21 protein-coding genes and 1 tRNA gene are annotated in these 21,934 nt (G+C 63.9%); 12 read left to right on the plus strand and 10 right to left on the minus strand.

Features of this window, described 5'->3' with window-relative positions:
- Positions 1–52 precede the first annotated feature (52 nt).
- Positions 53–634 carry an energy transducer TonB gene (locus tag ACTJI4_RS11035; protein WP_440869365.1) on the minus strand — a complete coding sequence of 194 codons (582 nt, stop codon included), beginning with the start codon at positions 632–634 and terminating at the stop codon, positions 53–55.
- A 269-nt stretch (positions 635–903) separates the two neighbouring features.
- Positions 904–1,536, minus strand: coding sequence for a TonB family protein (locus ACTJI4_RS11040; RefSeq protein ID WP_440869366.1), 633 nt, complete (start codon positions 1,534–1,536; stop codon positions 904–906).
- A gap of 115 nt (positions 1,537–1,651) precedes the next feature.
- On the opposite strand from ACTJI4_RS11040, the gene serS reads away from it, so the two are divergent.
- The gene (gene serS, locus ACTJI4_RS11045; RefSeq protein WP_440869367.1) at positions 1,652–2,932 is read left to right on the plus strand and encodes a serine--tRNA ligase; all 1,281 of its coding nucleotides are present in this window, start codon (positions 1,652–1,654) and stop codon (positions 2,930–2,932) included.
- A 158-nt stretch (positions 2,933–3,090) separates the two neighbouring features.
- Here serS and ACTJI4_RS11050 read toward each other — a convergent pair whose 3' ends face one another.
- A complete protein-coding gene (locus ACTJI4_RS11050; RefSeq protein WP_440869368.1) occupies positions 3,091–3,678 on the minus strand; it encodes an FMN-dependent NADH-azoreductase in 588 nt (195 codons plus the stop codon).
- A gap of 124 nt (positions 3,679–3,802) precedes the next feature.
- Here ACTJI4_RS11050 and ACTJI4_RS11055 point away from each other — a divergent pair, with 124 nt between their 5' ends.
- Positions 3,803–4,795 carry a LysR family transcriptional regulator gene (locus ACTJI4_RS11055; protein ID WP_068854691.1) on the plus strand — a complete coding sequence of 331 codons (993 nt, stop codon included), beginning with the start codon at positions 3,803–3,805 and terminating at the stop codon, positions 4,793–4,795.
- Between the two features lie 76 nt (positions 4,796–4,871).
- A tRNA-Ser gene (locus tag ACTJI4_RS11060) sits at positions 4,872–4,961 on the plus strand.
- Here ACTJI4_RS11060 and ACTJI4_RS11065 read toward each other — a convergent pair.
- A complete protein-coding gene (locus tag ACTJI4_RS11065) occupies positions 4,962–5,330 on the minus strand; it encodes a hypothetical protein (protein ID WP_440869369.1) in 369 nt (122 codons plus the stop codon).
- 112 nt (positions 5,331–5,442) lie between these two features.
- Entirely contained in the window at positions 5,443–5,613 is a 171-nt protein-coding gene (locus tag ACTJI4_RS11070) for a CsbD family protein (RefSeq protein ID WP_392921751.1), read from the minus strand.
- Positions 5,614–5,803: 190 nt separating this feature from the next.
- Here ACTJI4_RS11070 and ACTJI4_RS11075 point away from each other — a divergent pair, with 190 nt between their 5' ends.
- Positions 5,804–6,712, plus strand: coding sequence for an NAD(P)/FAD-dependent oxidoreductase (locus ACTJI4_RS11075; RefSeq protein WP_392921753.1), 909 nt, complete (start codon positions 5,804–5,806; stop codon positions 6,710–6,712).
- A 17-nt stretch (positions 6,713–6,729) separates the two neighbouring features.
- On the opposite strand, the gene ACTJI4_RS11080 is transcribed toward ACTJI4_RS11075, so the two are convergent.
- The 3 genes from ACTJI4_RS11080 to ACTJI4_RS11090 are packed head-to-tail and all read right to left on the minus strand — an operon-like array spanning position 6,730 to position 10,174.
- Positions 6,730–8,106: an MFS transporter gene (locus ACTJI4_RS11080; RefSeq protein ID WP_440869370.1), complete on the minus strand. Its 1,377-nt coding sequence runs from the start codon at positions 8,104–8,106 to the stop codon at positions 6,730–6,732.
- Positions 8,103–9,344 (minus strand): cytochrome P450, encoded by a 1,242-nt coding sequence (locus ACTJI4_RS11085; RefSeq protein WP_440869371.1) that lies wholly within the window; start codon positions 9,342–9,344, stop codon positions 8,103–8,105. Before ACTJI4_RS11085 ends, ACTJI4_RS11080 begins: the two co-directional genes overlap by 4 nt.
- Before the next feature lie 41 nt (positions 9,345–9,385).
- Positions 9,386–10,174 (minus strand): tRNA-dependent cyclodipeptide synthase, encoded by a 789-nt coding sequence (locus ACTJI4_RS11090; protein ID WP_392921762.1) that lies wholly within the window; start codon positions 10,172–10,174, stop codon positions 9,386–9,388.
- 214 nt (positions 10,175–10,388) lie between these two features.
- Between ACTJI4_RS11090 and ACTJI4_RS11095 the strand changes: the two genes are divergently transcribed.
- A complete protein-coding gene (locus ACTJI4_RS11095; RefSeq protein ID WP_440869372.1) occupies positions 10,389–11,129 on the plus strand; it encodes an AraC family transcriptional regulator in 741 nt (246 codons plus the stop codon).
- Here the strand turns inward: ACTJI4_RS11095 and ACTJI4_RS11100 are convergent.
- Positions 11,126–13,819, minus strand: a complete 2,694-nt coding sequence (locus ACTJI4_RS11100) for a UvrD-helicase domain-containing protein (RefSeq protein WP_440869373.1) — start codon at positions 13,817–13,819, stop codon at positions 11,126–11,128. The two genes, ACTJI4_RS11095 and ACTJI4_RS11100, sit on opposite strands and share 4 nt — an antisense overlap.
- A gap of 98 nt (positions 13,820–13,917) precedes the next feature.
- The gene (locus ACTJI4_RS11105; RefSeq protein ID WP_440869374.1) at positions 13,918–15,138 is read right to left on the minus strand and encodes an MFS transporter; all 1,221 of its coding nucleotides are present in this window, start codon (positions 15,136–15,138) and stop codon (positions 13,918–13,920) included.
- 214 nt (positions 15,139–15,352) lie between these two features.
- Here ACTJI4_RS11105 and ACTJI4_RS11110 point away from each other — a divergent pair, with 214 nt between their 5' ends.
- From ACTJI4_RS11110 to ACTJI4_RS11140, 7 genes are all read left to right on the plus strand, one after another.
- On the plus strand, positions 15,353–15,778 hold the full coding sequence (locus ACTJI4_RS11110; RefSeq protein WP_392921773.1) for a D-Ala-D-Ala carboxypeptidase family metallohydrolase: 426 nt from the start codon (positions 15,353–15,355) through the stop codon (positions 15,776–15,778).
- 157 nt (positions 15,779–15,935) lie between these two features.
- Complete coding sequence (locus ACTJI4_RS11115) at positions 15,936–16,166, plus strand: hypothetical protein (RefSeq protein WP_440869375.1); 231 nt, start codon at positions 15,936–15,938, stop codon at positions 16,164–16,166.
- 35 nt (positions 16,167–16,201) lie between these two features.
- Entirely contained in the window at positions 16,202–17,875 is a 1,674-nt protein-coding gene (locus tag ACTJI4_RS11120; RefSeq protein ID WP_440869376.1) for a type IV secretory system conjugative DNA transfer family protein, read from the plus strand.
- Between the two features lie 408 nt (positions 17,876–18,283).
- A complete protein-coding gene (locus ACTJI4_RS11125; RefSeq protein WP_392921778.1) occupies positions 18,284–18,742 on the plus strand; it encodes a hypothetical protein in 459 nt (152 codons plus the stop codon).
- Positions 18,743–18,783: 41 nt separating this feature from the next.
- Positions 18,784–19,905: a VirB8/TrbF family protein gene (locus ACTJI4_RS11130; RefSeq protein WP_440869377.1), complete on the plus strand. Its 1,122-nt coding sequence runs from the start codon at positions 18,784–18,786 to the stop codon at positions 19,903–19,905.
- Positions 19,902–20,678: a TrbG/VirB9 family P-type conjugative transfer protein gene (locus ACTJI4_RS11135; protein ID WP_392921783.1), complete on the plus strand. Its 777-nt coding sequence runs from the start codon at positions 19,902–19,904 to the stop codon at positions 20,676–20,678. The genes ACTJI4_RS11130 and ACTJI4_RS11135 overlap by 4 nt, the downstream gene beginning before the upstream one ends.
- The gene (locus ACTJI4_RS11140; RefSeq protein ID WP_440869378.1) at positions 20,675–21,928 is read left to right on the plus strand and encodes a TrbI/VirB10 family protein; all 1,254 of its coding nucleotides are present in this window, start codon (positions 20,675–20,677) and stop codon (positions 21,926–21,928) included. Before ACTJI4_RS11135 ends, ACTJI4_RS11140 begins: the two co-directional genes overlap by 4 nt.
- Positions 21,929–21,934: the final 6 nt, after the last annotated feature.

Consider the following 21,934-nt stretch of genomic DNA (forward strand, 5'->3'; position numbering starts at 1 on the left):
GAGCCGACCAGAGGGTCGGCTCCCGGCTCCCCCGCCGTTTTTCAGATGCGGGTTACCGCTGCTCGGTACGGAAATCCACCGGCACGCGAACAACACTGGCCACAGCGCGGCCGTTGTGCATCGCCGGCTCGAACTTCCAGTCACGCACGATGCTGAGCACCGCACGGTCCAGGTCGCGGTCGCGACCACCCGAGCGCTGCACGATGTTCGCGTCGGTCACCTGGCCGCGCGGGTCAACGTTGAGGCTGGCGATCACGCTGCCTTCCACGCCACTACGCAGCGCCGAACGCGGATACACCGGCTTGGCGTTGCTGCTCAGCGGGCGCGCATCGCGATCCCGGACGGCTGCCGGCGCGGCACGACGCTGCGTGGTGGCAGGCGCCGCTTCACGCTTGGCCGGCGCCGGCGTGACGGCAACCGGGGTTTCGGTAGCGGGCAGCATGCGTTCGCCGACCGGCGCCATGGCGCCCTCATCGGGATTGGCATAGCGCAACCACACCAGCGCGGCGGCGAACATCGCGACAATCAGCGCGATCCACAGCATCGGGGAGGTACGGCGACGGCCCGGCTCGTCAATGATGTCGCGCTGCTGCTGCGGCGACGTAGGCATCTCGTGTGCATGGCTAACACTCATGGCGGACTCCTGGAGTCGAGTTGACGACGCCAGTCTTGCCTGAGCCGGGTTGCAGGTGTGTCACCGATGCGTCAACGCCATGACTGCATTCCCATAGAGGTTCAGCATGATGAGCCGAACCTTTACGCCAACCTCGCGCGGTCTTCAAACGTGCCCACCAACGGTGGGCACCTACCCGCGTTCTCAAAATGCGTGCCCACCAACGGTGGGCGACCTACGGCGTTGTTTGAATGTGTACCCACCAACGGTGGGCACCTACCCGCGCAATTTCATTGCGCTTTGAAATCAAACGGCACTTCGATGCTGCCCGGCACCGCAACGCCGTTGCTCTGCGCCGGCTGGAAACGCCAACGGCGCACGGCATCCGTGGCGGCGCGATCCAGGTCACGCGAGCCGCTGCGCTGGATGATGGTTACGTTCATGGGGTAGCCGGTCGCGTCCACATCCACGCGTACCACCACGCTGCCTTCCACGCCGTTGCGCAGGGCGGCAGGCGGGTAGGTCGGCGGCGGCGACTGGTCGGCAATCGGCTGCGGGCGGTCGCCGGCGGCCATCGCCACGGGGGCGGTCTCAGGCGCGGCAGCGGCCGGGGCGGCCGGCGCGGGCGGCGGAGCGGTTTCCACCAGCTGCGGCTTTTCGTCCTCCACCGGCAGCGGCTTGGCATCGGGCATGTCGCTGGACCCGGCCGCGGCGGGCAGCGGTTCGGGCAGCGGCTCGACCTCGGCAACGTCCTGCGGGGTCTGCGCGGGGCCGGCCTTGTAGAAGTCGTTGTTGCGGTTGCCCAGCCACACCGCCAGGAACAGCAGCACGCCGACGCCAAAGGCGATCCCGGCGATCATGAGGCTGCGCCGGGGCAGTTGGAAGGTGATGTTCTTGCCAGACGAGGAACGGGAAGCGGACATGAGCCATACCATGATGAACCCCCCGATTCTGCCACGCCGGAAATGAACCGGGCGGCAGAAAAGCCGATTACAGGCGATAATCCCCCTCCAGACCTGACCTTACTGTCCAAACGCCATGCTCGATCCAGCCCTGCTCCGCCAACAGCCCGCCGAACTTGCCGAACGCCTGCGCGCCTCGCGCGGTTTCGAGCTGGACGTCTCCGGGCTGGAGTCGCTGGAAGCCGACCGCAAGCGCATCCAGATCCGCACCCAGGAGCTGCAGAGCCTGCGCAACAGCCGTTCCAAGGCCATCGGCCAGGCCAAGGCCAAGGGTGAGGACGTCTCGGCGATCATGGCCGAAGTGGCCGCCTTCGCCGACGAGCTGAAGGCCTCGGAAGTCACCCTGGACGAGCTGCGCGAGAAGATCGAAGCCATCGCGATGGGTATCCCCAACGTACCGGCCGACGACGTCCCGTACGGAAAGGACGAATCCGAGAACGTCGAGCAGAAGCGCTGGGGCACCCCGCGCAGCTTCGATTTCCCGGTGCTGGACCATGTCGAGCTCGGCGCCCGCAACCAGGGCCTGGACGGCGAAGCCGGTGCCAAGCTGTCCGGTTCGCGCTTCACCGTGCTGCGCGGCCCGGTCGCGCGGCTGCACCGCGCCCTGGCCCAGTTCATGCTCGACCTGCACACCGGCGAGCACGGGTACGAGGAAACCAACGTCCCGGTCCTGGTGAACCCGGAATCGCTGCGTGGCACCAGCCAGCTGCCCAAGTTCGAAGACGACCTGTTCAAGACCGCCGTCGGTGAATCCACCCGTTACCTGATCCCGACCTCGGAAGTGTCGCTGACCAACATCGTGCGCGACGAGATCATCGAGGCTGAGCGCCTGCCGCTGAGCATGACCGCCCACTCGCTGTGCTTCCGCGCCGAAGCCGGTAGCGGCGGCCGCGACGTGCGCGGCATGATCCGCCAGCACCAGTTCGAGAAGGTCGAGCTGGTCACCGTGTGTGCGCCGGCCGACAGCGAAGCCGAGCACCAGCGCATGACCCGCTGCGCCGAAGTGGTGCTGGAAAAGCTGGGCCTGCCGTACCGCAAGGTGCTGCTGTGCACCGGCGACATGGGCTTCTCGGCGGTGAAGACCTACGACCTGGAAGTGTGGCTGCCCTCGCAGGACACCTACCGCGAAATCTCCTCGTGCTCCAACTGCGGCGACTTCCAGGCGCGCCGCATGCAGGCGCGCTGGCGCAACCCGGAAACCGGCAAGCCGGAACTGGTGCACACCCTCAACGGCTCGGGCGTGGCCGTCGGCCGCGCAATGATCGCGGTGATGGAAAACTACCAGAACGCCGATGGCAGCATCACCGTACCGGATGCCTTGAAGCCCTACATGGGTGGCCTGGACACCATCGCGTAACCAGCACACCCGCCGAAAGGCGGGTGTGCTGTATGTCGTGGCTGCTTCAAGAAGAAACGGCCCCGCAAACGCGGGGCCGCAGGGTGGGCCGGAAGGGGGAGGGGAGTTCCGGCCCGGGCAGGGCGTCCGACGAGGACTCAACGCCTGCCCTGAAACACTCAGGCTTCGGCAGGTTCTTCAAACTCGGCCGCCGGCAGGCTGGCCAGCGCTGCGGCAATCGCCTCTTCGCGATGCGTGGGCGAGTAGGCAATGCCTTCAGCGCGCACGAATTCCACGTTGGTGATGCCCATGAAGGCGAACACCTGGCGCAGGAACGGCTCCTGGAAGTCGGCCGGCGAATCGGTGTAGATGCCGCCACGCGAGCTGGCGATGATCACGCGCTTGCCGCCGGCCAGGCCCACCGGGCCGTTCTCGGTGTACTTGAAGGTGCGCCCGGCCACCGCCACCCGGTCGATCCAGGCCTTCAGGGTCGACGGAATGCTGAAGTTGTACATCGGCGCGCCGATGACAATCACGTCGGCCGCCAGGAACTGCTGCATCACCGCTTCGGCGTCGGTCGCTTCAGCGGCATCCGCCTGGGCCAGCGAACCACTACTCAAATGGGGAATGGGATTACGATCGAGATCACGGTAGGTTACATCGAGATTCTCGACGGTCTCATTGAATCGTGCGACGACCGCTGCAGAGAGCTGGCGGGAAACCGAGTTGTCGCCCAGCACGCTGGCATCAATGTGAAGAAGCTTCATGGCTATCACCTGTATCCGGGAAAGGGCGGTCAAGGCGCCGCCGACGGAAAACAGGTTAGGTTGTTGCGTCGTTGGGATAAAGGTGGTTGAATACCACGTATTGTTCTATATCTGGAACTTAGGTATGCACGACCTCAATGACCTGTACTACTTTGCCATGGTGGTGGACCACGGCGGCTTTGCCGCGGCCGAACGTGCCCTGGGCATCCCCAAATCCCGTCTGAGCCGCCGCATCAGCCAGCTGGAAACCGATCTTGGCGTGCGCCTGCTGCAGCGCTCCACGCGCCGCTTTGCGGTGACCGACGTCGGCACCAGCGTGCACCGCCACGCGCAGACGATGCTGGCCGAAGCCCAGGCCGCGCGCGAAGTGGTGGACCGGCTCAGCGCCGAGCCACGCGGCCTGGTGCGGGCAAGCGTGCCGGTGTCATTGGCGCAGATGCAGCTGCCCAAGCTGCTGCCGAAGTTCCTGGCCCAGTATCCGAAAGTGCGCCTGCAGCTGAACATCAGCAACCGCCGTGTCGACATCATCAACGAAGGCTACGACGTCGCCCTGCGCGTGCGCTCGCGCCTGGACGATGACGGCAGCCTCGTGATGCGCAGCTTTGGCCAGGTGCAGGAACTGCTGGTCGCCAGCCCCAAGTACCTGGACCGCGCCGGCCGCCCTAAAGACCCGGACGAATTGGCCAATCACGTCACCCTGAGCATCAGCGAAGACGAGGCCCGCCAGCGCTGGGAGCTGCACGGCCCGGAAGGCGCGGTGCGCCGCGTCGACCTGCAGCCGCGAGTGGCGGGGTTCGACTTCCCGCTGCTGCAGAGCATGGTCAAGGACGGCTTCGGCATCACCATGTTGCCCGAAACCGTCTGCGCCGACGCCGTGCGCAGCGGCGAGCTGGAAGTGGTGCTGCCGGAATGGTCGCTGCCGCAGGGCATCTGCCACGCCGTGTTCGCCTCCCGCCGCGGCCTGCTGCCGGCGGTGCGGGTGTTCATCGACTTCCTGGCCGAGCACCTGCCGCCGCAACTGGAGGCCTCGCGGCTGGACTGCGGTGGCGCCTGCGAACGGGCCAAAGAGAAGATCCGGGCCAGCGCCCTGGGCGCCCTGGCTGTAGACGCCGGCTGAGCATGCCGCACGCGGCCTTGGGCAAACCGGGTCGCCCATGCGAGAATACGCGCCCGGCCTCGGCCGGACCGCATGAGGAGAGATGGCCGAGCGGTTTAAGGCACCGGTCTTGAAAACCGGCGAAGGGTCAAACCTTCCGTGGGTTCGAATCCCACTCTCTCCGCCATCATGTTCCGATCGTCCGACGCAGGCGGCGACGCAGTGCTCCTGCCGCCGCGGCGATCGCCATGGAAGGTAGCGCCATCACCAGTGCGTACACCAGACCGGGCAGCAACAATGGGCCGACGCCCGATACCACGGCGACGACCGGCAACTGCAGCACCATCATCAGCAGGCCCCATAGCCACGCCCGCCGGGGAAAACAGGCGCCGAGAACTGCGGCAATACCCAGTGCGACGGGATAGACAACGGTCCAGAACGCGGGGGCGTCCCAAGGCGCCCCGCCCGGAGTCCGCAAGGCCACCAGTATCCAGAACACAACGCTGATCTTCAGCGTGACGGCACTTGCCGCTAGACAATTCCCCCGCATCTGCATTTTCGATCTCCCGCGCCAGGATGCCGCATGTCGCAGTCCGGAGATCCTGCTGGGTACAACGACAACAGGCAAGGGGAGTCCGCCGCTCCACATGGGAGCAGCGGATCAGACATCAATGGCGGGCGTCGTCCTTGGCCTTGCCCACTTCGTTCTGCACCTTGCCCACATTTTTCTGGACCTTGCCCTCGATTTCCTGCGACTTGTCCCCGGTCACCTTGCCAGCCACTTCCTTGACCGTGCCCTTGACCTGGTTCTTCATGCCTTCAGTGCGGTTCTTATCCACGGTGTTGCCTCCGAGTTGACCCGTTGCGGGTAACACGATGCTGCTTGCGGGCCGGTCGCGAGGCGGTGAAGTGCGCCGTCACGCCATCCGCATGCCAGCCAATCGTTCATTAACCACCCCGTAAGCGTGAGGGCCGGTTCACGAGACGCCCGTATTCTGCGCGGGCCCCCGCCTTGAATCGAATCTCCCCATGCGCGCTGCACCACGCCACCACGTTGACGTCATCATCATTGGAGGCAGCTACGCCGGGATGTCGGCTGCGCTGCAACTCGTGCGCGCCCGCCGCAGTGTGCTGGTCATCGACAGTGGAACGCCGCGCAATCGAAACTCGCTGGCCGCTCATGGCTTCATCGGCCAGGAAGGTCTGCATCCGGCGGACATCGCCACGCAGGCCCGCACCGAACTCCAGCGCTATCCCACGTTGACGTGGGTGCAGGGCAAGGCGGTGAACGCCCGCGTGCTCGAAGCAGGCTCATTGTTCGAGGTCGGCTGCGAAGATGGACAAATGTTCAGCGCCGATCGCCTCGTCCTGGCCTATGGGGTGACCGATACGCTGCCCCCCATTCAAGGCCTGGCCGAACGCTGGGGCCGCAGCGTGTTTCACTGCCCTTACTGCCACGGTTACGAACTCTACGAGGGCAACATCGGCGTGATCGGGTGTTCCAACGATGGCGGGGCGGGGCAGGCGCTGCTGCTGTGTGACTGGGGCCGCATAACCTTGTTCTGCAGCAATCCGGAAGCCATCGATCCGGAGCAGCGCGATCGCCTTGACGAATGCGGCGTGGTCATCGAATCCGAACGAATCGAGCACGTGGAGGACGCCGCCACGGTCGCATTGGAAGGCGGTCGCAAGATCGCGTTGGATGCGCTGTTCCTGCTTCCACGTTCAACCCTCTCTTCAGATATCGCCGAGCAGCTCGGCTGTGAACTGATGGACGCCGGCTGCATCACCGCCGATTCGGCCAAGCAGACCACGGTGCCCGGCGTGTTCACCTGCGGTGATGCCGGGCGCATGGCCGGCAGCATCGCGCTGGCGGTGGGCGAGGGCGCGCTGGTGGGGGTTGCTGTGCACCGTTCGCTGTTGGGGTTGCTGGACTAGTGAGGTGCCGCCTGGCCTCAAGACGTGGGGCGGGCAGGTTTCGGGCAGACAGCACCACACAGGAGCAGGGTCAGTATCAGCACCAGATGCGCACTGAAACCGCCGGGCGTGGCACCTTCAGATTCCACTCCCGGCGTCGCGCTGAGTACTGCCACCAGTGCCGTACCGATTGCAGATCCCGCCAAGGTCATTATGCGGGTCAACGAGCTGGCGTGTGGTATCTGAGCTGAGCTCAATCCCGTATAGGCACTCGACATGGACAAGAGCGTCAGCACGCCGATACCCGCGCCGCGCAACAGCATACCCACCGCCATGAGAACCAGATCGTAGGCAAATGGGGGCAGGAGGAGGATCGAGCCGGAAACAGCCATCAGAATGCAGCTCTGTGCGACGCGGAACTCGCTGCAGTGGCGTGCAACCATGGGAAGAAGCTGGCGGGCCAGGAGCATACCTACGCCCTGCAACGCCAATAGTGCGCCGGCGATGGTGAGTCCGAGGCGGCCATCCTCGATGAAGTAGAGCGAGAAAAGGAGCAGTCCACCGTAGTAGGCGACGCTGGAAAGGAGCAGTAGCCCAGAAGAACGCCGAAACGGACGAATCGCGAAGAGACGAAGGTCCACGATCGCATTTTCCCGCTGTCGCGAGGCATGCATAAGGAAAGCTAGAAGGGCGACAAGCCCTGCCGCTCCGGAGATCAAGGGGAGGCCGGTGGACCGCGCCGCTGACAGACCGTAGATGCAGCCAGCCAAGGACGAGGAAAGCAGCAGGAGCCCTGTCGCATCGAGTGCGGTGCGCTGCGCTGCCGCCATGTCGGGAATCAACTGGGACGCGAAGCGAATGGACAGAAGTGAGATGGGAACGTGAAGCCAGAAGATCGCTCGCCAGTCCAGCAGCTGCAACGCAGCGCCACCGATCAGTGGGCCCAGAATCGGAACTACCACTGATGGAATCGACATCAGGGTAAGGGCGCTCCGTGTTTTCTTTCGCCCAATGGCAGTGACCAGAATCGTCTGCATGGTGGGGAGCATGACGCCCGTTGCCATGCCCTGTAGCACTCTGGAGCCGATGAGCATCTCTACAGTCCATGAGAGCCCGCAAAGGCATGCTCCAGCGAGGAAGATCCAGAGGCAGGCCAGCCAGACGGTCTTCGCGCCAAGGCGTTCGCAGAGCCATGCGGACAGTGGCACCGTGGCGGCAGCGGCGAGGGCGTACGCCGTAATGACCCACTGCATCAGCGGCAGCGAAACCGCAAGAGAACGTCCAATGCCATGAATGGCGATGTTGAGCAGGGTCGCATCCAGCAACGGGAGGGTAGCGCCAAGCACGAGCGTCCAGGCAATGGTGCGGTCCGCCCGGCTGAGCGCGACGTCCGCAGTACCATGAGCCGCTTTCATTCACGTGCCTTGGGTGTATTTGCAGTGGAACAGGGTTCAAACTCAAGCGGCAATGCAACAGGGCCTCGGGTGTAGAAGCCTTCCTCTTGAAAGGTGAAGCGTGGGGAAATGCGAAGGCCCCGCAGGCGATCCAGAAGGATGTTCGCTGTCAGCTCAAGCTGAATCTGTGAGAACGCAGCTCCAAGGCAAACGTGGGTTCCTGCACCAAATGCGAGATGCGCCGAGGCGTTGCCTGGTAACGCAGTCGTGACCTGCCTTCTGTCGATGTCGAATCTCGCCGGATCGCGGAAGACGGATGGATCACGATTGGCTGCACCGGGCATGCAGAAGACACGCGCACCCGCAGGAAGACGTATGCCGCCAACACTTACATCTTCACTGAGCTGCCTGGGAATCAGCTGCACCGGCGAATTGAGCCGGAGCGTCTCTGCAATGGCTGGCGCCAGGAGCTGGCGGTCCTTCTTGACCCTCTCGAGGCGGACTGGGCAGGAAGCAAGGTGGTAGAAGAGGTATGCGAGGGTCTTGTCGGTTGGCTCGGCGGCGGCCAGTATCACGTTCAGTACCAGGGCGATGATCTCCGAGGTGGTCATGATGCCTTCCCCGGAAACTGGATTGCACAGCAATGCAACAAGGCCACTGGGGCTGCCGTCCCTCAGGTCCGCAATCAGCGGCGTGAGATAGGCAATGAATGCCCGGCTGCAAGCGAGGCTGTGCTGCTTCTGCGCTTCGGTGATCCTGAGGCTTGTTATGAACGATGCGACACCTTCATGCCATGCAATCAGGTCACGATGCCTGTCGGTAGGCAAGCCAAGAACCTCGAGTGTGACCAGCATGCTGTATGTCTTTCCGAAGTCGCTGATCAAGTCCACCCGCCCATGCCGCATTGGACTCGACAGAAGGTCCGATGTGACGCGCGCTATGATCCGGGAGTGACGATCGCGGTTCTGGCGGCCACTGAACGCGGAAAGAACCAGCCGTCTCTTGGCTTTGTGCTCCGGTCCTTCCATTTGGGCGAGTACGCGGTCACCCATTACTGGCTGGGCGCTCGTGGCCAAGGGGGCGGTGGTGAACGCAGGTGATCGAAGTGCCTGCGTCACGTCATCGTGGCGTCCAAGGAAGTACGTGTCGATCCTGGGGTCAAGCAAGATGGCGTCTGATGCATGCAGTTGTTCATACATCGGAATGGGGTTTCGCTGAAAAGTGGGATCCATTACGTCGAACTCGATGATGTTTCGCATTGCCCTGTCCCTTCGATTACATGTGCCGGTTGAGCCATGGCTCAGCTCAGTCGATGTACGCGCTTCAGATCGATGGCTGCCCCGACGGAAACGATGCCGTGCCCTTGCCTTCCATCCACGCTCAACGGGAACTCGCCGGAAAGAAGTGCGTTACCTATGGGCCAAGGACGGTGGTAGGCGAGAACCGAGCAATCGGTGCCCAGCAGCTCCGCACTGCAGAGATAGAACGGCATTTCAGCGAGGACGTAGGATGACGCGAGGTGAACGTCTGCGTCCGCGGACAGCAGCATGCAAGTGCCCGTGGTTTGCGTCCGTCGTTCAAGTGCCTGGCGGGACATGCACAGGCAGGCGTCCCTGAAGGCCCGGCAGTTCTCAAAGGCGTTCTGCGCTGCCGATCTCATCTTCAGGTAGCGTTCGTCGTGGAAGTAGTCCGAGAAATCAATGATCCTGGTAAGCGATGTTGCATTGCCCCTGGCATCGAGGATGTGCTCAAGAGAGCGTCGATGTCGCCTCAGCTCCTTGCGCGCCTTTCGAAGAGCTTTGGTTTGGGATACTCCAGTGGCGATGAGAAGCAGTGCGGCGCTCTCTTCGTCCGGAAGCAGTACATCGACACGGCGAAATCCCGCACTTGCCCACGCCAGTAGAGATGAAACGTATTCCGTCGAGAAGCGGGAGTTGAACGGGCTGATGCCGACCAGTAGATGTTCCCGACGTGCAATAAGCTCATTGCAGCGTTCCGAGTGGCCACATATTGAGAACGTGAATGGTGCTGGTGCAGGTTCCTCTGTGCAATTTGGCTGCAGGTCGGAAATGGATGTTGCGTAATGCATTGATGTTCTTCCTCATGGGGTGCCGCGATCCGCGTATCCACCTCTCATCGCTGAAAGCGGGATGCAGTGCGCCGGAGGAGAATAGGGAGCTGTGGTAGCGTTTGCTTTCCAGGACGGCGCGTTCGTTGTCGAAATCATGTCAATCCGAAGCTCGAATAGACGTCGAGTTGAAGCGCAATCAGGGGACATGTTTGCTCCCTGTCGGGATTTTCCGATGAGATGCGTAGTGCGTGCACACACCGCGCACACTGAAGTTCAGCCACATCGGCACCCATGGGCACAGATGGTCTTCTCGGACCACGGGACCGTTCGTGTGCACGCCAATCGCAAGACATTCACCGTGCCACCTTGGCGGGCGGTCTGGATTCCACCCGACACCCTTCATGCGTCGGTCGTGATCCAGGACGCAACGCTTCACGCGGTGCATCTGCTGGGTGACCCCGGTAGCCGACCAGATAAAGGAAGTTGGCAGGAGTGCCAGGTGCTTGAGGTAGGGCCGTTGCTTCGCGAAGTGATAAAGGCGGTCAGCGAAGAGGAACGTGGCGGGCTGCTATCGGAGCGGTATGGCAGCCTGGTCGGGTTGGCGATGATCGAATTGCGCAGCGCGAGGCGTGTTGCGCTCGGCGTCCTGATGCCAGAGGAAAAGCGCTTGCGTCACGTCTGCGAGGCGTTCCTGGCCGACGCCAGGTTGGATCAGCCCCTCGCCGAGCTTGCATCCCGTGCCGGCGCCAGCATCAGCACCATCAACCGCCTCTTCCTGATGGAGATGGGATGTAGCTTCTCGGACTGGCGCAAGCAGGCGTTGCTTTCAAGGGCTTTCGCATTGGCAGCTGAGGGTTGTTCGGTGAGCCGGATTGCCATGGACCTTGGATACAGCAGCGTCAGCGCCTTCTCCTACATGGTCACGCAGTTGGTCGGTATGCCACCGAGCAAGGTGCTTGGACGACCGCGCTAACGACCGTTCGGCTTGTACTGGCAGCGCGGGTAGCTGGAACACGAGGCGAACTCGCCATAGGGCCCGGTGCGCTGCACGATCACTCCACCACCGCACACCGGGCAGGCCTGCTCGCGGATCGGTTCGCCGTTGAGCGTGGTGACCGCTACCGCGTCGTCGTGGACCAGCTCATCCAGGAACGGGGAACGCTTGCCCTGTACGGTGAACATCACCACCGAGCGGCGCGCGCGGGTCAGCGCCACGTAGAACAGGCGGCGTTCCTCGCTCAACGGGAACGTATCCGCGTGCGGCATCGCCAGGCCCAGGACCGGATCATCGGCGCGCGCGCTCGGGAAGCTGCGCTCGAGCATTGCCGGCAGGATCACGATATCGGCCTCGGCGCCCTTGGCTCGATGCGCGGTGAGGAAGCTCAGCTCCAGGTCCGCACCGAAACGTGAGGTCCAGTGCGCAGGCAGGTACGAGCGCTCGGCGTTGTAGCGGCCCAGCACGAACACCGTCAGCCGCCCATTGGGCCCCGGCGCGATCGCGCCACTCTGCACCTGCTGTTGCAACCGTTGCAGGTACTGATAGATCGCATCCTGCAGGCGGTCGCGCGAGGACACCTGGAACGCCTGCAATGCCGCACCCTGCGCCGGCGTGGACGATCTGACCTGCTTGGCGATCTGCGCCGGGTTCCTGGAAATGAAGCGGCTGGAGGCATCGCACAGCGCCTGTGGGCAGCGGAACGTCTGTGCCAACTGCAGCACCTGCGACGGGCCAAAGATGTCGTCAAACCGCGTCATCACACTCACGTCGGCGCCGGCGAAACGGTTGATGGACTGCCAGTCGTCGCCCACCGCGAACAGGTGCCGGCCCGGCGCCTGCACCAGTGCGCGGCACAAGCGCGCCCGGGCGCGCGAGGCGTCCTGGAACTCATCGGCCATCACCAGCAGGTAGGGCGACTGATAGCGCTCCTGTTCCAGGTATTCGGCGGCCTGGTTGAGCATGTCTTCAAAGTCGATGGCGTTCTCGGCCGCGAGCGCGTCGTCCCAGGCATGCAGGACCGGCGTGGCCAGTTCAAGGAACAGCCGGTAGCGGTGCTTGAAACGGTCTTCCGGCAACCGGCGCAGCCGCTCGGCCAAGTCCGCCATGGAAAGCCCGTTGCTCTTGGCGTGGCTGATGAAAGTGCGCAGCAGGCCGATCAGCTCGCTGTCCGGCATCGGGCGGGCACCGTCTTCGGGGAGTTCACGGTCCGGGTTGGGATCCAGCGCAAGGTCGTGCGCGGTCAGCGCGTCGCTGAGTGCGTCGAACAGCTCACCGCTGCGCAGCTGGGCGGCGGTGGTTTCCAGTCGTACCGCGTCACTGCCACGTGCATGTACACCGGGGGCATCGTCCATCCGGTGCACGTGGTACAGCGTCGTGCCCGGATAGAAGAAATCCGCGCAGCCCGGCTGCCAGGTATCGGTGGCCGTATCCAGCACCGGGTGGGGTTCGTAGGTGTAGTCCACGCCGTTGTAGAACAGCCAGTCGGCGATCACGCATTCTTCGATGTTGCCCACCCGCTCGCCGCGCAGCGTGCGCACGTAGCGATTGCCCTCCGTATCCCAGCCGTCGGCAGGCGCGGTCTCACCGCGCGGTGGCAGGTCGCGGGCGAAGACCAGCCGGAACATGTCCCACTGCGTGCGGAAGTGCAGCGAGCGGTCCTTGAGCCGGTCGATGATGTCGGCCAGGTGGTTGAACCCCTGCGCAGCATCCACCGCCCAGGACGGTACCTCGGGCATGCGCCCGGTCACCTTGCCGATGATCTGCCGGCCGAGGGCATGGAACGTGCAGGCTGTGACGTCGTCGGCGCGCAGGCCCAACCGCGCGAATGCAGCGGCGGTGCGCTGCTGCAGCTCGCTGGCCGCTCCCTTGTTGAAGGCCAGCATCACGATCTGGTCCGGTGCCATCAGGCCGCGCTCGACCGCATAGGCGGCCTTGGCGACCATTGTCGAGGTCTTGCCTGATCCGGCCGCGGCCACCACCAGCACGCGGCTGTCAAAGCACAGCACCGCACGCGCCTGTTCCCCGCTCAATGGCCGGCGCTCGACACGGGCCAGCAGCTCGGCAGCTTCGCTGCGCGCGTACTGCAGGTGCGCCTCATTATGTGATGCGAACCGTGCTTCCCAGTCACCGGCCCAGCGCAGCAGGTCGTCCTCGACCTCCGCTGCAGTGCCGTCCAGCTGCGGGCGCAGCGTAGGGTCGTCAAACACGGCCCACAGCGCATCTTCATCCAGTGGCAGGGTGGGGCGGCGCCGCAGAACCGTCTGCTGCTGTTCCAGCGTAAGCCAGCAGTGTCTGGCATCGGCCTGCTGGAGCAGCGCATCGGCCTCGGTCAGCCATGCGCGCACCTGGGCCAAGGCCTCGTTGGCTTCTTCAAGCCGTTGATCCAGCCGACGGACGTTCACGCTTGCCGACCACAGCGCCTGCAGTTCGTGCGCCTGTGCATCGGGAAGCCCGCCGAGCCGGAGGTCGCCATCCTCGGTAGCGAACCACAGCGTGGCCCAGAGCGGCCCGCGCTGCACGCGCCAGGCCTGCGACGCGGCAACGGCCAGCGAGTACCGCTGTGCATCCACTGTCAGCTCGAAGCGGTCATCCATCCGGCGCAGGTGCCAGTGTGGCGAGCGCGAGAGGCGTCGGCCCCAGGGGGAAGGGGACCAGTAATGCGTCATCGGTACATAAGCGGGAAACCAGGCCCGCCATGATAGAAAAATCCCAGCAGAAAAACCGAGCAGGGGCGGGGTCCTTCAGCGCGGCCGCATCGGGCTGATCAGCGCTGGCAGGCCACGGCCTCATTCGTGCGCGACTGCCGCTCCACCACCACCGCCACGCCCCACAGCAGCAGGCCGCCCAGTGCGGTGGCCGCGCCCACATAGCCGGTCACGGCCGGGCTGAAGCCAGCGCCAATGGCCATGCCGCCGAACCACGGGCCAAGTGCATTGGCGGTATTGAACGCGGCGTGGTTGGACGCAGCGGCGAGCGTCTGCGCCTCACCGGCGACATCCATCAGGCGGGTCTGCAGCACGGCGGCCAGGGCGCCCATCGTGCCCACGGCGACGATCATCGGGAAAATCGTCCACACCGAGTTGGCCGCCAGCGGGTAGGCCAGCAGCACCACGATCGACCACAGCAGCACCACCGCGGCGGCGCGGAACTGGAAGCGGTCCACCAGCCAGCCACCCGCGACGTTGCCGATGATCGCGCCGACGCCGAAGATGCCCACGGCCACCGGCATCCACGATTCGGCCAGGCCGGTTACCTGTACCAGGGTCGGCGCAAGGTAGGTGAACACGCAGAACATGCCGGCAAACCCGACCGAACCGATCGCCAGCGCCAGCCACACCTGCGGGCGGTTGAAGGCGCGCAGCTCACGCATTGGCGAGGTGCGCACCTCATCCGGATCGGGCAGCAGGAAGCGCGCGATCATCACCACCGTGGCGATGGCGAGCACGCTGACCAGCGCGAAGGCGGTCCGCCAGCTTGACTGCTGGCCCAGCCAGGTCGTGAGCGGGTTGCCCACCAGGATCGCGATCGACAGGCCCAGCAGGACCTTCGACACCGCCGCACCGCGCTGCGCGGGCGGGCTGATCGCCGCCGCCACCAGCATCGCCACGCCAAAGTAGGCGCCATGCGGCAGGCCGGCGACGAAGCGTGCGATCAGCATCGTCGTGTAATCCGGTGCCAGTGCGCTGGCCAGGTTGCCGACGGCATAGAAGCCCATCAGGCCCAGCAGCAGCGTGCGCCGGGCATAGCCGGCACCGGCGAAGGCCAGCAATGGGGCACCCACCACCACGCCGATCGCGTAAGCACTGATAAGGTGGCCGACCTGGGTTTCGCCGATCGACAGCCCACGACTGATTTCCAGCATCAGACCCATGCTGGCGAATTCACTGGTGCCAATGGCGAAGCCGCCCAGCGACAGTGCCAGGATGATCAGCGTCCGCTGGCGGGGAGACAGCCGCGCGGCCAGAGGGAGGGGAGTGGGGCTCATTGGATCGGAAGGGCGGAGAACGTGGCCCGCCATTGTACTGCTGCGACGCAACATAAGCCTGAAGCCGGGGATGTACCACTGGAAAGCTGTGGTCGATTTCGCGGCACTGTGTGCGCCGGAGACATGGAAGTCGTCGCATCGTCTTCACGCCATCTTCACGGTGCGCTGGCCGGGCGCGTGCACGCTATCGGCATATCACCGCGAGTGAGTGCGGATGCAACTGACGCCGAACTTCACCCTCGAAGAAATGACCGTCACGTCCACCGGTTTGCCGAACGTGGCCAATCGCACAGAGCGGGCCGCGTTGCTCGCACTGGCCGTACACGTGCTGCAGCCGTTGCGCGATGCACTGGGGAAGCCGGTGTACATCACGTCCGGGTTCCGCTCGGCCGCGGTCAACCGCGCAGTGGGCGGCGTAGCAGACAGCCAGCATCGCAAGGGCCAGGCGGCCGACATCCGCGTGCACGGCATGACCTCGATGGCGCTGGCGCAGCGGATCGTCGCGCTGGAGTTGCCGTTCGACCAGCTCATTGAAGAATTCGGTCAGTGGGTGCACGTATCGTACGCGCCGCAACGGCGGCGCCAGCAGTTGACCGCAGTACGGCGTGAAGGTCGCACACACTACCAACAAGGGCTTTAGCAGCGTGATGAATGCGATCCCGTTCCATTGTCCCACCCAGCACACCATTGTGGCGAATACATGTGTATTCACAGCTGTATTGTAAGTAATTTCCGATTGGCATCGTCTCGAACGTGCATTAGCATGCGCGCATTGGCATCAAGCCGAGGGAGCATGCGTGATGGTGAAATTCCCTCATGCGTTGCGGGTTGATGGCAGGTTTCAGCTGGTGGCTCTGACATATTCGCCGGTGTACAGTCCGGCCGATGTGTTTGGCTTCGCCGTTTTCACATCCGACGGCGCGCGGCTGACCGATGTGGTGTCGCTTGATCAAGCGCACTCGCACTGGTCGCAGTTGTGCGAAGAAGAGAAAGACACGCGCACGGTGCCACGCAGGCGCCGGCGCTAGACGCAGCGCCTTGGGGCGCGTCATGGAGGATTGGTTTGTCCACGCAGAAGATCGTTGTCACCGCTGTTGTCATCCTCTTGACCGCACTTGTTGGCTACTGCCTTGCCGGCTACCTCACGCTGCTGTTCCTCGGCCTGGATACCGGGCTGTTCAAGTGGAATACGTATTACCAATACGTCCAGGCAATGGATCAGCCGGCGGTTGCGCCGTACCTGACCAAGATCAAAGCCGCCGGTGTGGTCGGGTTCGGTCTGCCGGTCGCGGCCTGCCTGGTCGCGCTGTTCTTCGTGGTGAAACCCAAGAAGAAGTCGCTGCACGGCGATGCCCGCTTTGCCGCTGCCGCCGATCTGGCCAAGCACGGTCTGTTCAAGAAGACCGACAACGGCATCGTGGTCGGCAGCTTCGGCGGCAAGCTGGTGCGCCTGAGCGGCCAGCAGTTCGTGATCCTGGCCGCACCCACCCGCTCCGGCAAGGGCGTGGGCGTGGTCATTCCCAATCTGCTCGAGTACGGCGAGTCGGTGGTGGTGCTGGACATCAAGCAGGAAAACTTCGACCTCACCAGTGGCTGGCGTGCCAGCCAGGGCCACGAGGTGTTCCTGTTCAATCCGTTTGCCGAAGACCGGCGCACCCATCGCTGGAACCCGCTCAGCTACGTCTCTGACGACCAGGCCTTCCGGGTCTCCGAGTTGATGAGCATCGCCGCGATGCTGTACCCGGATGGCTCGGACGAGCAGAAGTTCTGGATCAGCCAGGCCCGCAATGCGTTCATGGCCTTCACCCTGTACCTGTTCGAGAACTGGGACGACGAGCGCCGCCAGGGGTTCCCGGGCGGAGCCGGCACGCCGACGCTGGGCGCGGTGTTCCGCCTGTCCACCGGTGATGGCAGCGACCTGAAGAAGTACCTCAAGGCACTGTCCGAGCAGAAGTTCCTGAGTGGCAACGCGCGTTCTGCATTTGCGAACCTGCTGTCGCAGGCCGATGAAACCTTCGCCTCGATCATGGGCACGTTCAAGGAGCCGCTGAACGCCTGGATCAACCCGGTACTGGACAAGGCCACCAGCGCCAACGATTTCCTGCTGACGGACCTGCGCAAGAAGAAGATGACCATCTACATCGGCATCCAGCCCAACAAGCTGGCCGAAAGCCGACTGATCATCAACCTCTTCTTCAGCCAGATCATCAACCTCAACACCAAGGAACTGCCCAAGTCCAATCCGGACCTGAAGTACCAGTGCCTGCTGTTGATGGACGAATTCACCGCCATTGGCAAGGTGGACATCATCGCCTCTGCGGTGTCCTACATGGCCGGCTACAACGTGCGCCTGCTGCCCATCATCCAGAGCATGGCCCAGCTGGACGCCACGTACGGCAAGGACGTTTCACGCACCATCATCACCAACCACGCGCTGCAGATCCTCTACGCGCCCCGTGAGCAGCAGGACGCCAACGACTATTCGGAGATGCTCGGTTACACCACCGTGCGCAGGAAGAACGTCACCCACGCCCGAGAGAAGACCCACAGCTTCACTGAGGAGCGGCGCGCTTTGATGCTGCCGCAGGAGCTCAAGGCGATGGGCAGCGACCACGAAGTGTTCCTCTACGAAGGCATTCCGCATCCGGTGAAGTGCGACAAGATCAAGTATTACCAGGACCGCTATTTCACGTCGCGTCTGCTGCCAAAGACGTCGGTGCCACTGCTGGATCTGTAACCGTTGTGTGTGAACGGATGTGACGCGCGTCAAAAAAAGACCCCATCGACGTTAAAAAATTGTCGCTTTTGACGTTGATTTGACGCGGATGTGTGGCATCGTATTTGTGATGGACGTTCTGTACGTCATGAATTTGTTGTGTAGACCAGTGCTGGAAGACATGCATTGGAGTAGTCAAGAGGAACAGGGATGGCTTTTCTCGGGTTGGGTGTGCGGGCGCAGGGGCCGGACAGGCGTTCGGGGCGTTCACACACCAGACGGGGCGGGGGCCCGGTTGCACCGGTGAACGGTGTTGCTGCTTGCATCCAACGTCGCCACATCCAGCCTGGCACCAGGCCGGGATGCGCCGAAGCATTGCCGTTTTTTCCGGGTTAAAGCCGCAATTCCGTACGTCATAGGGAAGTCCGTATGAAGCAAGCGTTTCTGTCAAAGGGATCCATCAGCGCCGCTACCGCTGTTGCCGTGTTGCTGCTCGCTGGCTGCGCCACGCCGCCGGCACCGGATTTCGGCGGTCGCTGGAAGCCGGTGAACCGCTTCGCCAGCACCACCATGGAAATACCGCTGTACACCAGCTACGTGTACCAGGCCTCGCCCATGGACGGGACCTTGAAGACCATGCTCGAGCGCTGGGCCAAGGATTCGGGGATGACGCTGGATTACCGCATCAGCTCCGATTACACGCTGTATGGGGCGGTTTCCACGATCGGCACCACCAATCCGCAACAGGCCATGATCGACCTCACTGCCGCGTATGCAGGGCAGGGTGTGTCCGTGTCCATCGTTGGCAACCAGATCGTCGTGCAGTCCGCCTCCGCTTCTTCGCCGACCGCTGCCGCCGGCAGTGTCGACGGGTCCAGCGGCAGCTGAGTCCCGCGCCCCCTTGATGTTCCAGCAGTACGGATAACCCCATGTTCCGAAAGAAGGACACAGGCAATACCCCCAAGGTCGACCAGGCAGTCGCCAAAGCGGTGAGCTACGAGTTGACCGTTGCCGATATGGCCCGCCGCAGCGAGCGTCGTGCCTGGTGGGTGGCGACCGGTTCGCTGGTGATGTCGCTGGCGTTGGCCGGCGGCTATTACTACATGCTGCCGCTGAAGGAGAAGGTGCCGTTCCTGGTGATGGCCGATGCCTACACCGGCAACGCTACGGTGGCCAGGCTGAGCGGCAATTTCGGCGCCGAATCGATCACCGCCAACGAAGCCATCAACCGCAGCAACGTCGCCCAGTATGTGATGGCGCGTGAGTCGTTCGATTCGGCGGTGATGGGCCTGCGTGACTGGGACCTGGTGTTCACCATGTCCTCCGAGCCGGTGGCCGCTACCCAGCGCCAGCGCTATGCGAACAACAATCCGCAGAACCCGGTGTACGTCTACGGCACCAACAAGGCGATCCGGATCAAGATTCTGAGCATCACGCCGCTCGCGGTGGAAGGCAATGGCAGCTTCCGCGGTGCCTCGGTGCGGATCCAGCGCAGCCTGCTCGACAAGACCACCGGCACCACGCAGTTCCTGGACAACAAACTGGTCACGATGCGCTTTGACTACCGGACCGATCTGGCGTTGAGCGAACAGGATCGCATCCTCAACCCGCTGGCCTTCCAGGTCACCGAGTACCGCGTCGACAACGACTATGCCCGTGGCGTGCCGGCCCCCGACGATGCCGACCTGGCCAGGCAGGCGAACCAGGCTGCGGCGGCGCAGGCGGCCCAGGCGGCAGCGGCAGGTCCGGTGTACGACCCGAACAATCCGGCCGCCGCCACCATGATTGATCCGGCTACCGGCCAGCCGGTCGCGGTTCCGGCCCAGGCAGTACCTGGTCAGATGACGGTGCCGGGCCAGCAGGTTCCGGGCCAGATGACGGTTCCGGGCCAGGCCGTTCCGGGACAGGTTCCCGGGCAGCCGATGCAGCAGATGCCCGGGCAGGCCGTGCCCGGCCAGGCGATACCAGGACAAGTCGCGCCGCGGCAACCGGCCACCGTGCCGGCACAGAACGTTTCCACCGGAACTGCTGAGGGAGCAAGCAACCGATGAGTAGTAGCAAATTTTGGTGGGCCGCATTGGCCTTGGCGCCGATGGTGTCTCTGGTCTCCGCGCCTGCGAAGGCCCAGGTGGTCGACCACTACGAATACGAGCAGGACCGCATCTATCCGGTGCGTACCGGCCTGGGTCTGACCACCCAGATCGAACTCAGCCCCAACGAGAAGATCCTGGATTACAGCACCGGCTTCAGCAGTGGCTGGGAGCTGACCCGGCGCGAGAACGTGTTCTACCTCAAGCCGAAGAATGTCGACGTTGACACCAACATGATGGTGCGCACGGAGACCCATTCCTACATCTTCGAACTGAAGGTGGTGGCTACCGACTGGCGCCAGCTCGAACAGGCGCGCCGTGCTGGCGTGCAGTACAAGATCGCCTTCAGCTACCCCAGCGATACCGAGTTCGGCACGGCCCAGCAGGCCGTGGATGAAGAGGTCAAGCCGCTGCTCAGCTCGGAGCTGGCCAAGGACCGCCAGTACAACTTCGATTACTCGTACTCCACCCGGCGCGCGAAGAAGATGGGCTGGCTGATTCCGGTCAACGCCTACGATGATGGACGTTTCACCTACCTGAAACTGCCGGCGTCTCCGGAGTACAAGACGGGAATTTTCCCGGCGGTATTCGGTCGAGAGAGCGAATACGGTGAGGATTTCGTGGTCAACACGACGGTGGAAGGCAATTCCCTCATCGTGCATGGCACCTATCCCTACCTGGTCATCCGTCACGGTGACAACGTCGTTGGTCTGCGAAGGAACGTGAAGAAATGAGCCAGCACAACACACCCGAGAACGAGCCGAACAACGGCCGCGACGACGGCGGCGCGCCGAGCAACCCGTACTACGGGCAGAACGTGGCCGACAACAATCCCAATCTCGATGCCGCCGCGCCCCGGCTGCGGTCGGCCGAGGAACAGCGCCTGAACCGCAAGGCGCTGGCCTTCCTGGGCGGCATCCTGGTGCTGATCATCGCCATGGGCTTCCTGTTGCTGCGCAAGAGCAGCGACGATCAGGACGGCCCGGCGAAGGTCAACGAGCAGGCCCGCGTGTCCACCCCGGAACTGCCGACCGCGCCGCCGGTGATGCCCCAGGCCCCGGTGGCCGACGCCCAGCCGATCGAGATGCTGCCCCCGCTGCCGCCTCCGGAGCAGGACAATCCGTATCGCACGCCGCCGGCCATCCCCAATGACGTGGGCATGTCCAACGAGCCGCGCCAGCCCTCGCTGCTGGATCGTCGCATGGCGTCCGGGAATGGCGTGGGCGGCACGGGTGGATCAGGTGGTGCCGAGGCACAGAGCGGTTTTGGCGGTCGCCCGGATGATGAGTACACCCGTGCCATGATGGCGCAGCTCCCGGGCGCGCAGCAGCCGGCGCCGGCCAAGGTCCGCCGCGGTCCCGATGTCGAAGACGTCTCCAGTGCTGCCTTCATCCGCAGCCCCGACGCCCTGCTCGTACGCGGCACCTACCTGCGCTGCGTTCTGGAAACCCGCATCATCACCGACGTTGCAGGCTTCACCTCGTGCCTGCTGACCGAGCCGGTGTATTCGATCAACGGCCGCAGCCTGCTGCTGCCGAAGGGCTCGAAGATCTACGGTGCCTACGGCGGCGGTCCGACCGGCCAGCGCGTGGAAGTGATCTGGGATCGCATCACCACGCCCAACGGCATCGATGTGGCCATGTCCAGCCCGGGCATCGACCAGCTCGGTGGCGCCGGACATCCGGGTGACTACAGCGCCCACTGGGGCAGCCGTATCGCATCGGCATTGATGATCAGCCTGATTGCGGACGCCTTCAAGTACGCAGCGGCCGAACACGGCCCGGAAACGACCACCGTCGCCAGCAATGGCTTTGCCGTGCAGTCGCCCTATGAAAGCGCGACCGCGCGGAGCATGGAGCGCCTGGCCAACGAAGCGTTGAGCGAGCGTCGCCCGCCCACCGTCACCATCAACCAAGGCACCGTGGTCAGTGTCTACGTGGCCAAGGACGTCGATTTCAGCGACGTGCTGCCGCGCCGCCGCTGACCGCCT

It is taken from the genome of Stenotrophomonas sp. 22385, assembly GCF_052045085.1.
GTDB lineage: Bacteria > Pseudomonadota > Gammaproteobacteria > Xanthomonadales > Xanthomonadaceae > Stenotrophomonas.

Bases quoted from the DNA above. Each gene is read 5' to 3' on its own strand.
- ACTJI4_RS11035 (WP_440869365.1), bottom strand. From the start codon at position 634: ATGAGTGTTAGCCATGCACACGAGATGCCTACGTCGCCGCAGCAGCAG.
- ACTJI4_RS11040 (WP_440869366.1), bottom strand. From the start codon at position 1,536: ATGTCCGCTTCCCGTTCCTCGTCTGGCAAGAACATCACCTTCCAACTG.
- serS (WP_440869367.1), top strand. From the start codon at position 1,652: ATGCTCGATCCAGCCCTGCTCCGCCAACAGCCCGCCGAACTTGCCGAA.
- ACTJI4_RS11050 (WP_440869368.1), bottom strand. From the start codon at position 3,678: ATGAAGCTTCTTCACATTGATGCCAGCGTGCTGGGCGACAACTCGGTT.
- ACTJI4_RS11055 (WP_068854691.1), top strand. From the start codon at position 3,803: ATGCACGACCTCAATGACCTGTACTACTTTGCCATGGTGGTGGACCAC.
- ACTJI4_RS11065 (WP_440869369.1), bottom strand. From the start codon at position 5,330: ATGCAGATGCGGGGGAATTGTCTAGCGGCAAGTGCCGTCACGCTGAAG.
- ACTJI4_RS11075 (WP_392921753.1), top strand. From the start codon at position 5,804: ATGCGCGCTGCACCACGCCACCACGTTGACGTCATCATCATTGGAGGC.
- ACTJI4_RS11080 (WP_440869370.1), bottom strand. From the start codon at position 8,106: ATGAAAGCGGCTCATGGTACTGCGGACGTCGCGCTCAGCCGGGCGGAC.
- ACTJI4_RS11085 (WP_440869371.1), bottom strand. From the start codon at position 9,344: ATGCGAAACATCATCGAGTTCGACGTAATGGATCCCACTTTTCAGCGA.
- ACTJI4_RS11090 (WP_392921762.1), bottom strand. From the start codon at position 10,174: ATGCATTACGCAACATCCATTTCCGACCTGCAGCCAAATTGCACAGAG.
- ACTJI4_RS11095 (WP_440869372.1), top strand. From the start codon at position 10,389: ATGAGATGCGTAGTGCGTGCACACACCGCGCACACTGAAGTTCAGCCA.
- ACTJI4_RS11100 (WP_440869373.1), bottom strand. From the start codon at position 13,819: ATGACGCATTACTGGTCCCCTTCCCCCTGGGGCCGACGCCTCTCGCGC.
- ACTJI4_RS11105 (WP_440869374.1), bottom strand. From the start codon at position 15,138: ATGAGCCCCACTCCCCTCCCTCTGGCCGCGCGGCTGTCTCCCCGCCAG.
- ACTJI4_RS11110 (WP_392921773.1), top strand. From the start codon at position 15,353: ATGCAACTGACGCCGAACTTCACCCTCGAAGAAATGACCGTCACGTCC.
- ACTJI4_RS11125 (WP_392921778.1), top strand. From the start codon at position 18,284: ATGAAGCAAGCGTTTCTGTCAAAGGGATCCATCAGCGCCGCTACCGCT.
- ACTJI4_RS11130 (WP_440869377.1), top strand. From the start codon at position 18,784: ATGTTCCGAAAGAAGGACACAGGCAATACCCCCAAGGTCGACCAGGCA.
- ACTJI4_RS11135 (WP_392921783.1), top strand. From the start codon at position 19,902: ATGAGTAGTAGCAAATTTTGGTGGGCCGCATTGGCCTTGGCGCCGATG.
- ACTJI4_RS11140 (WP_440869378.1), top strand. From the start codon at position 20,675: ATGAGCCAGCACAACACACCCGAGAACGAGCCGAACAACGGCCGCGAC.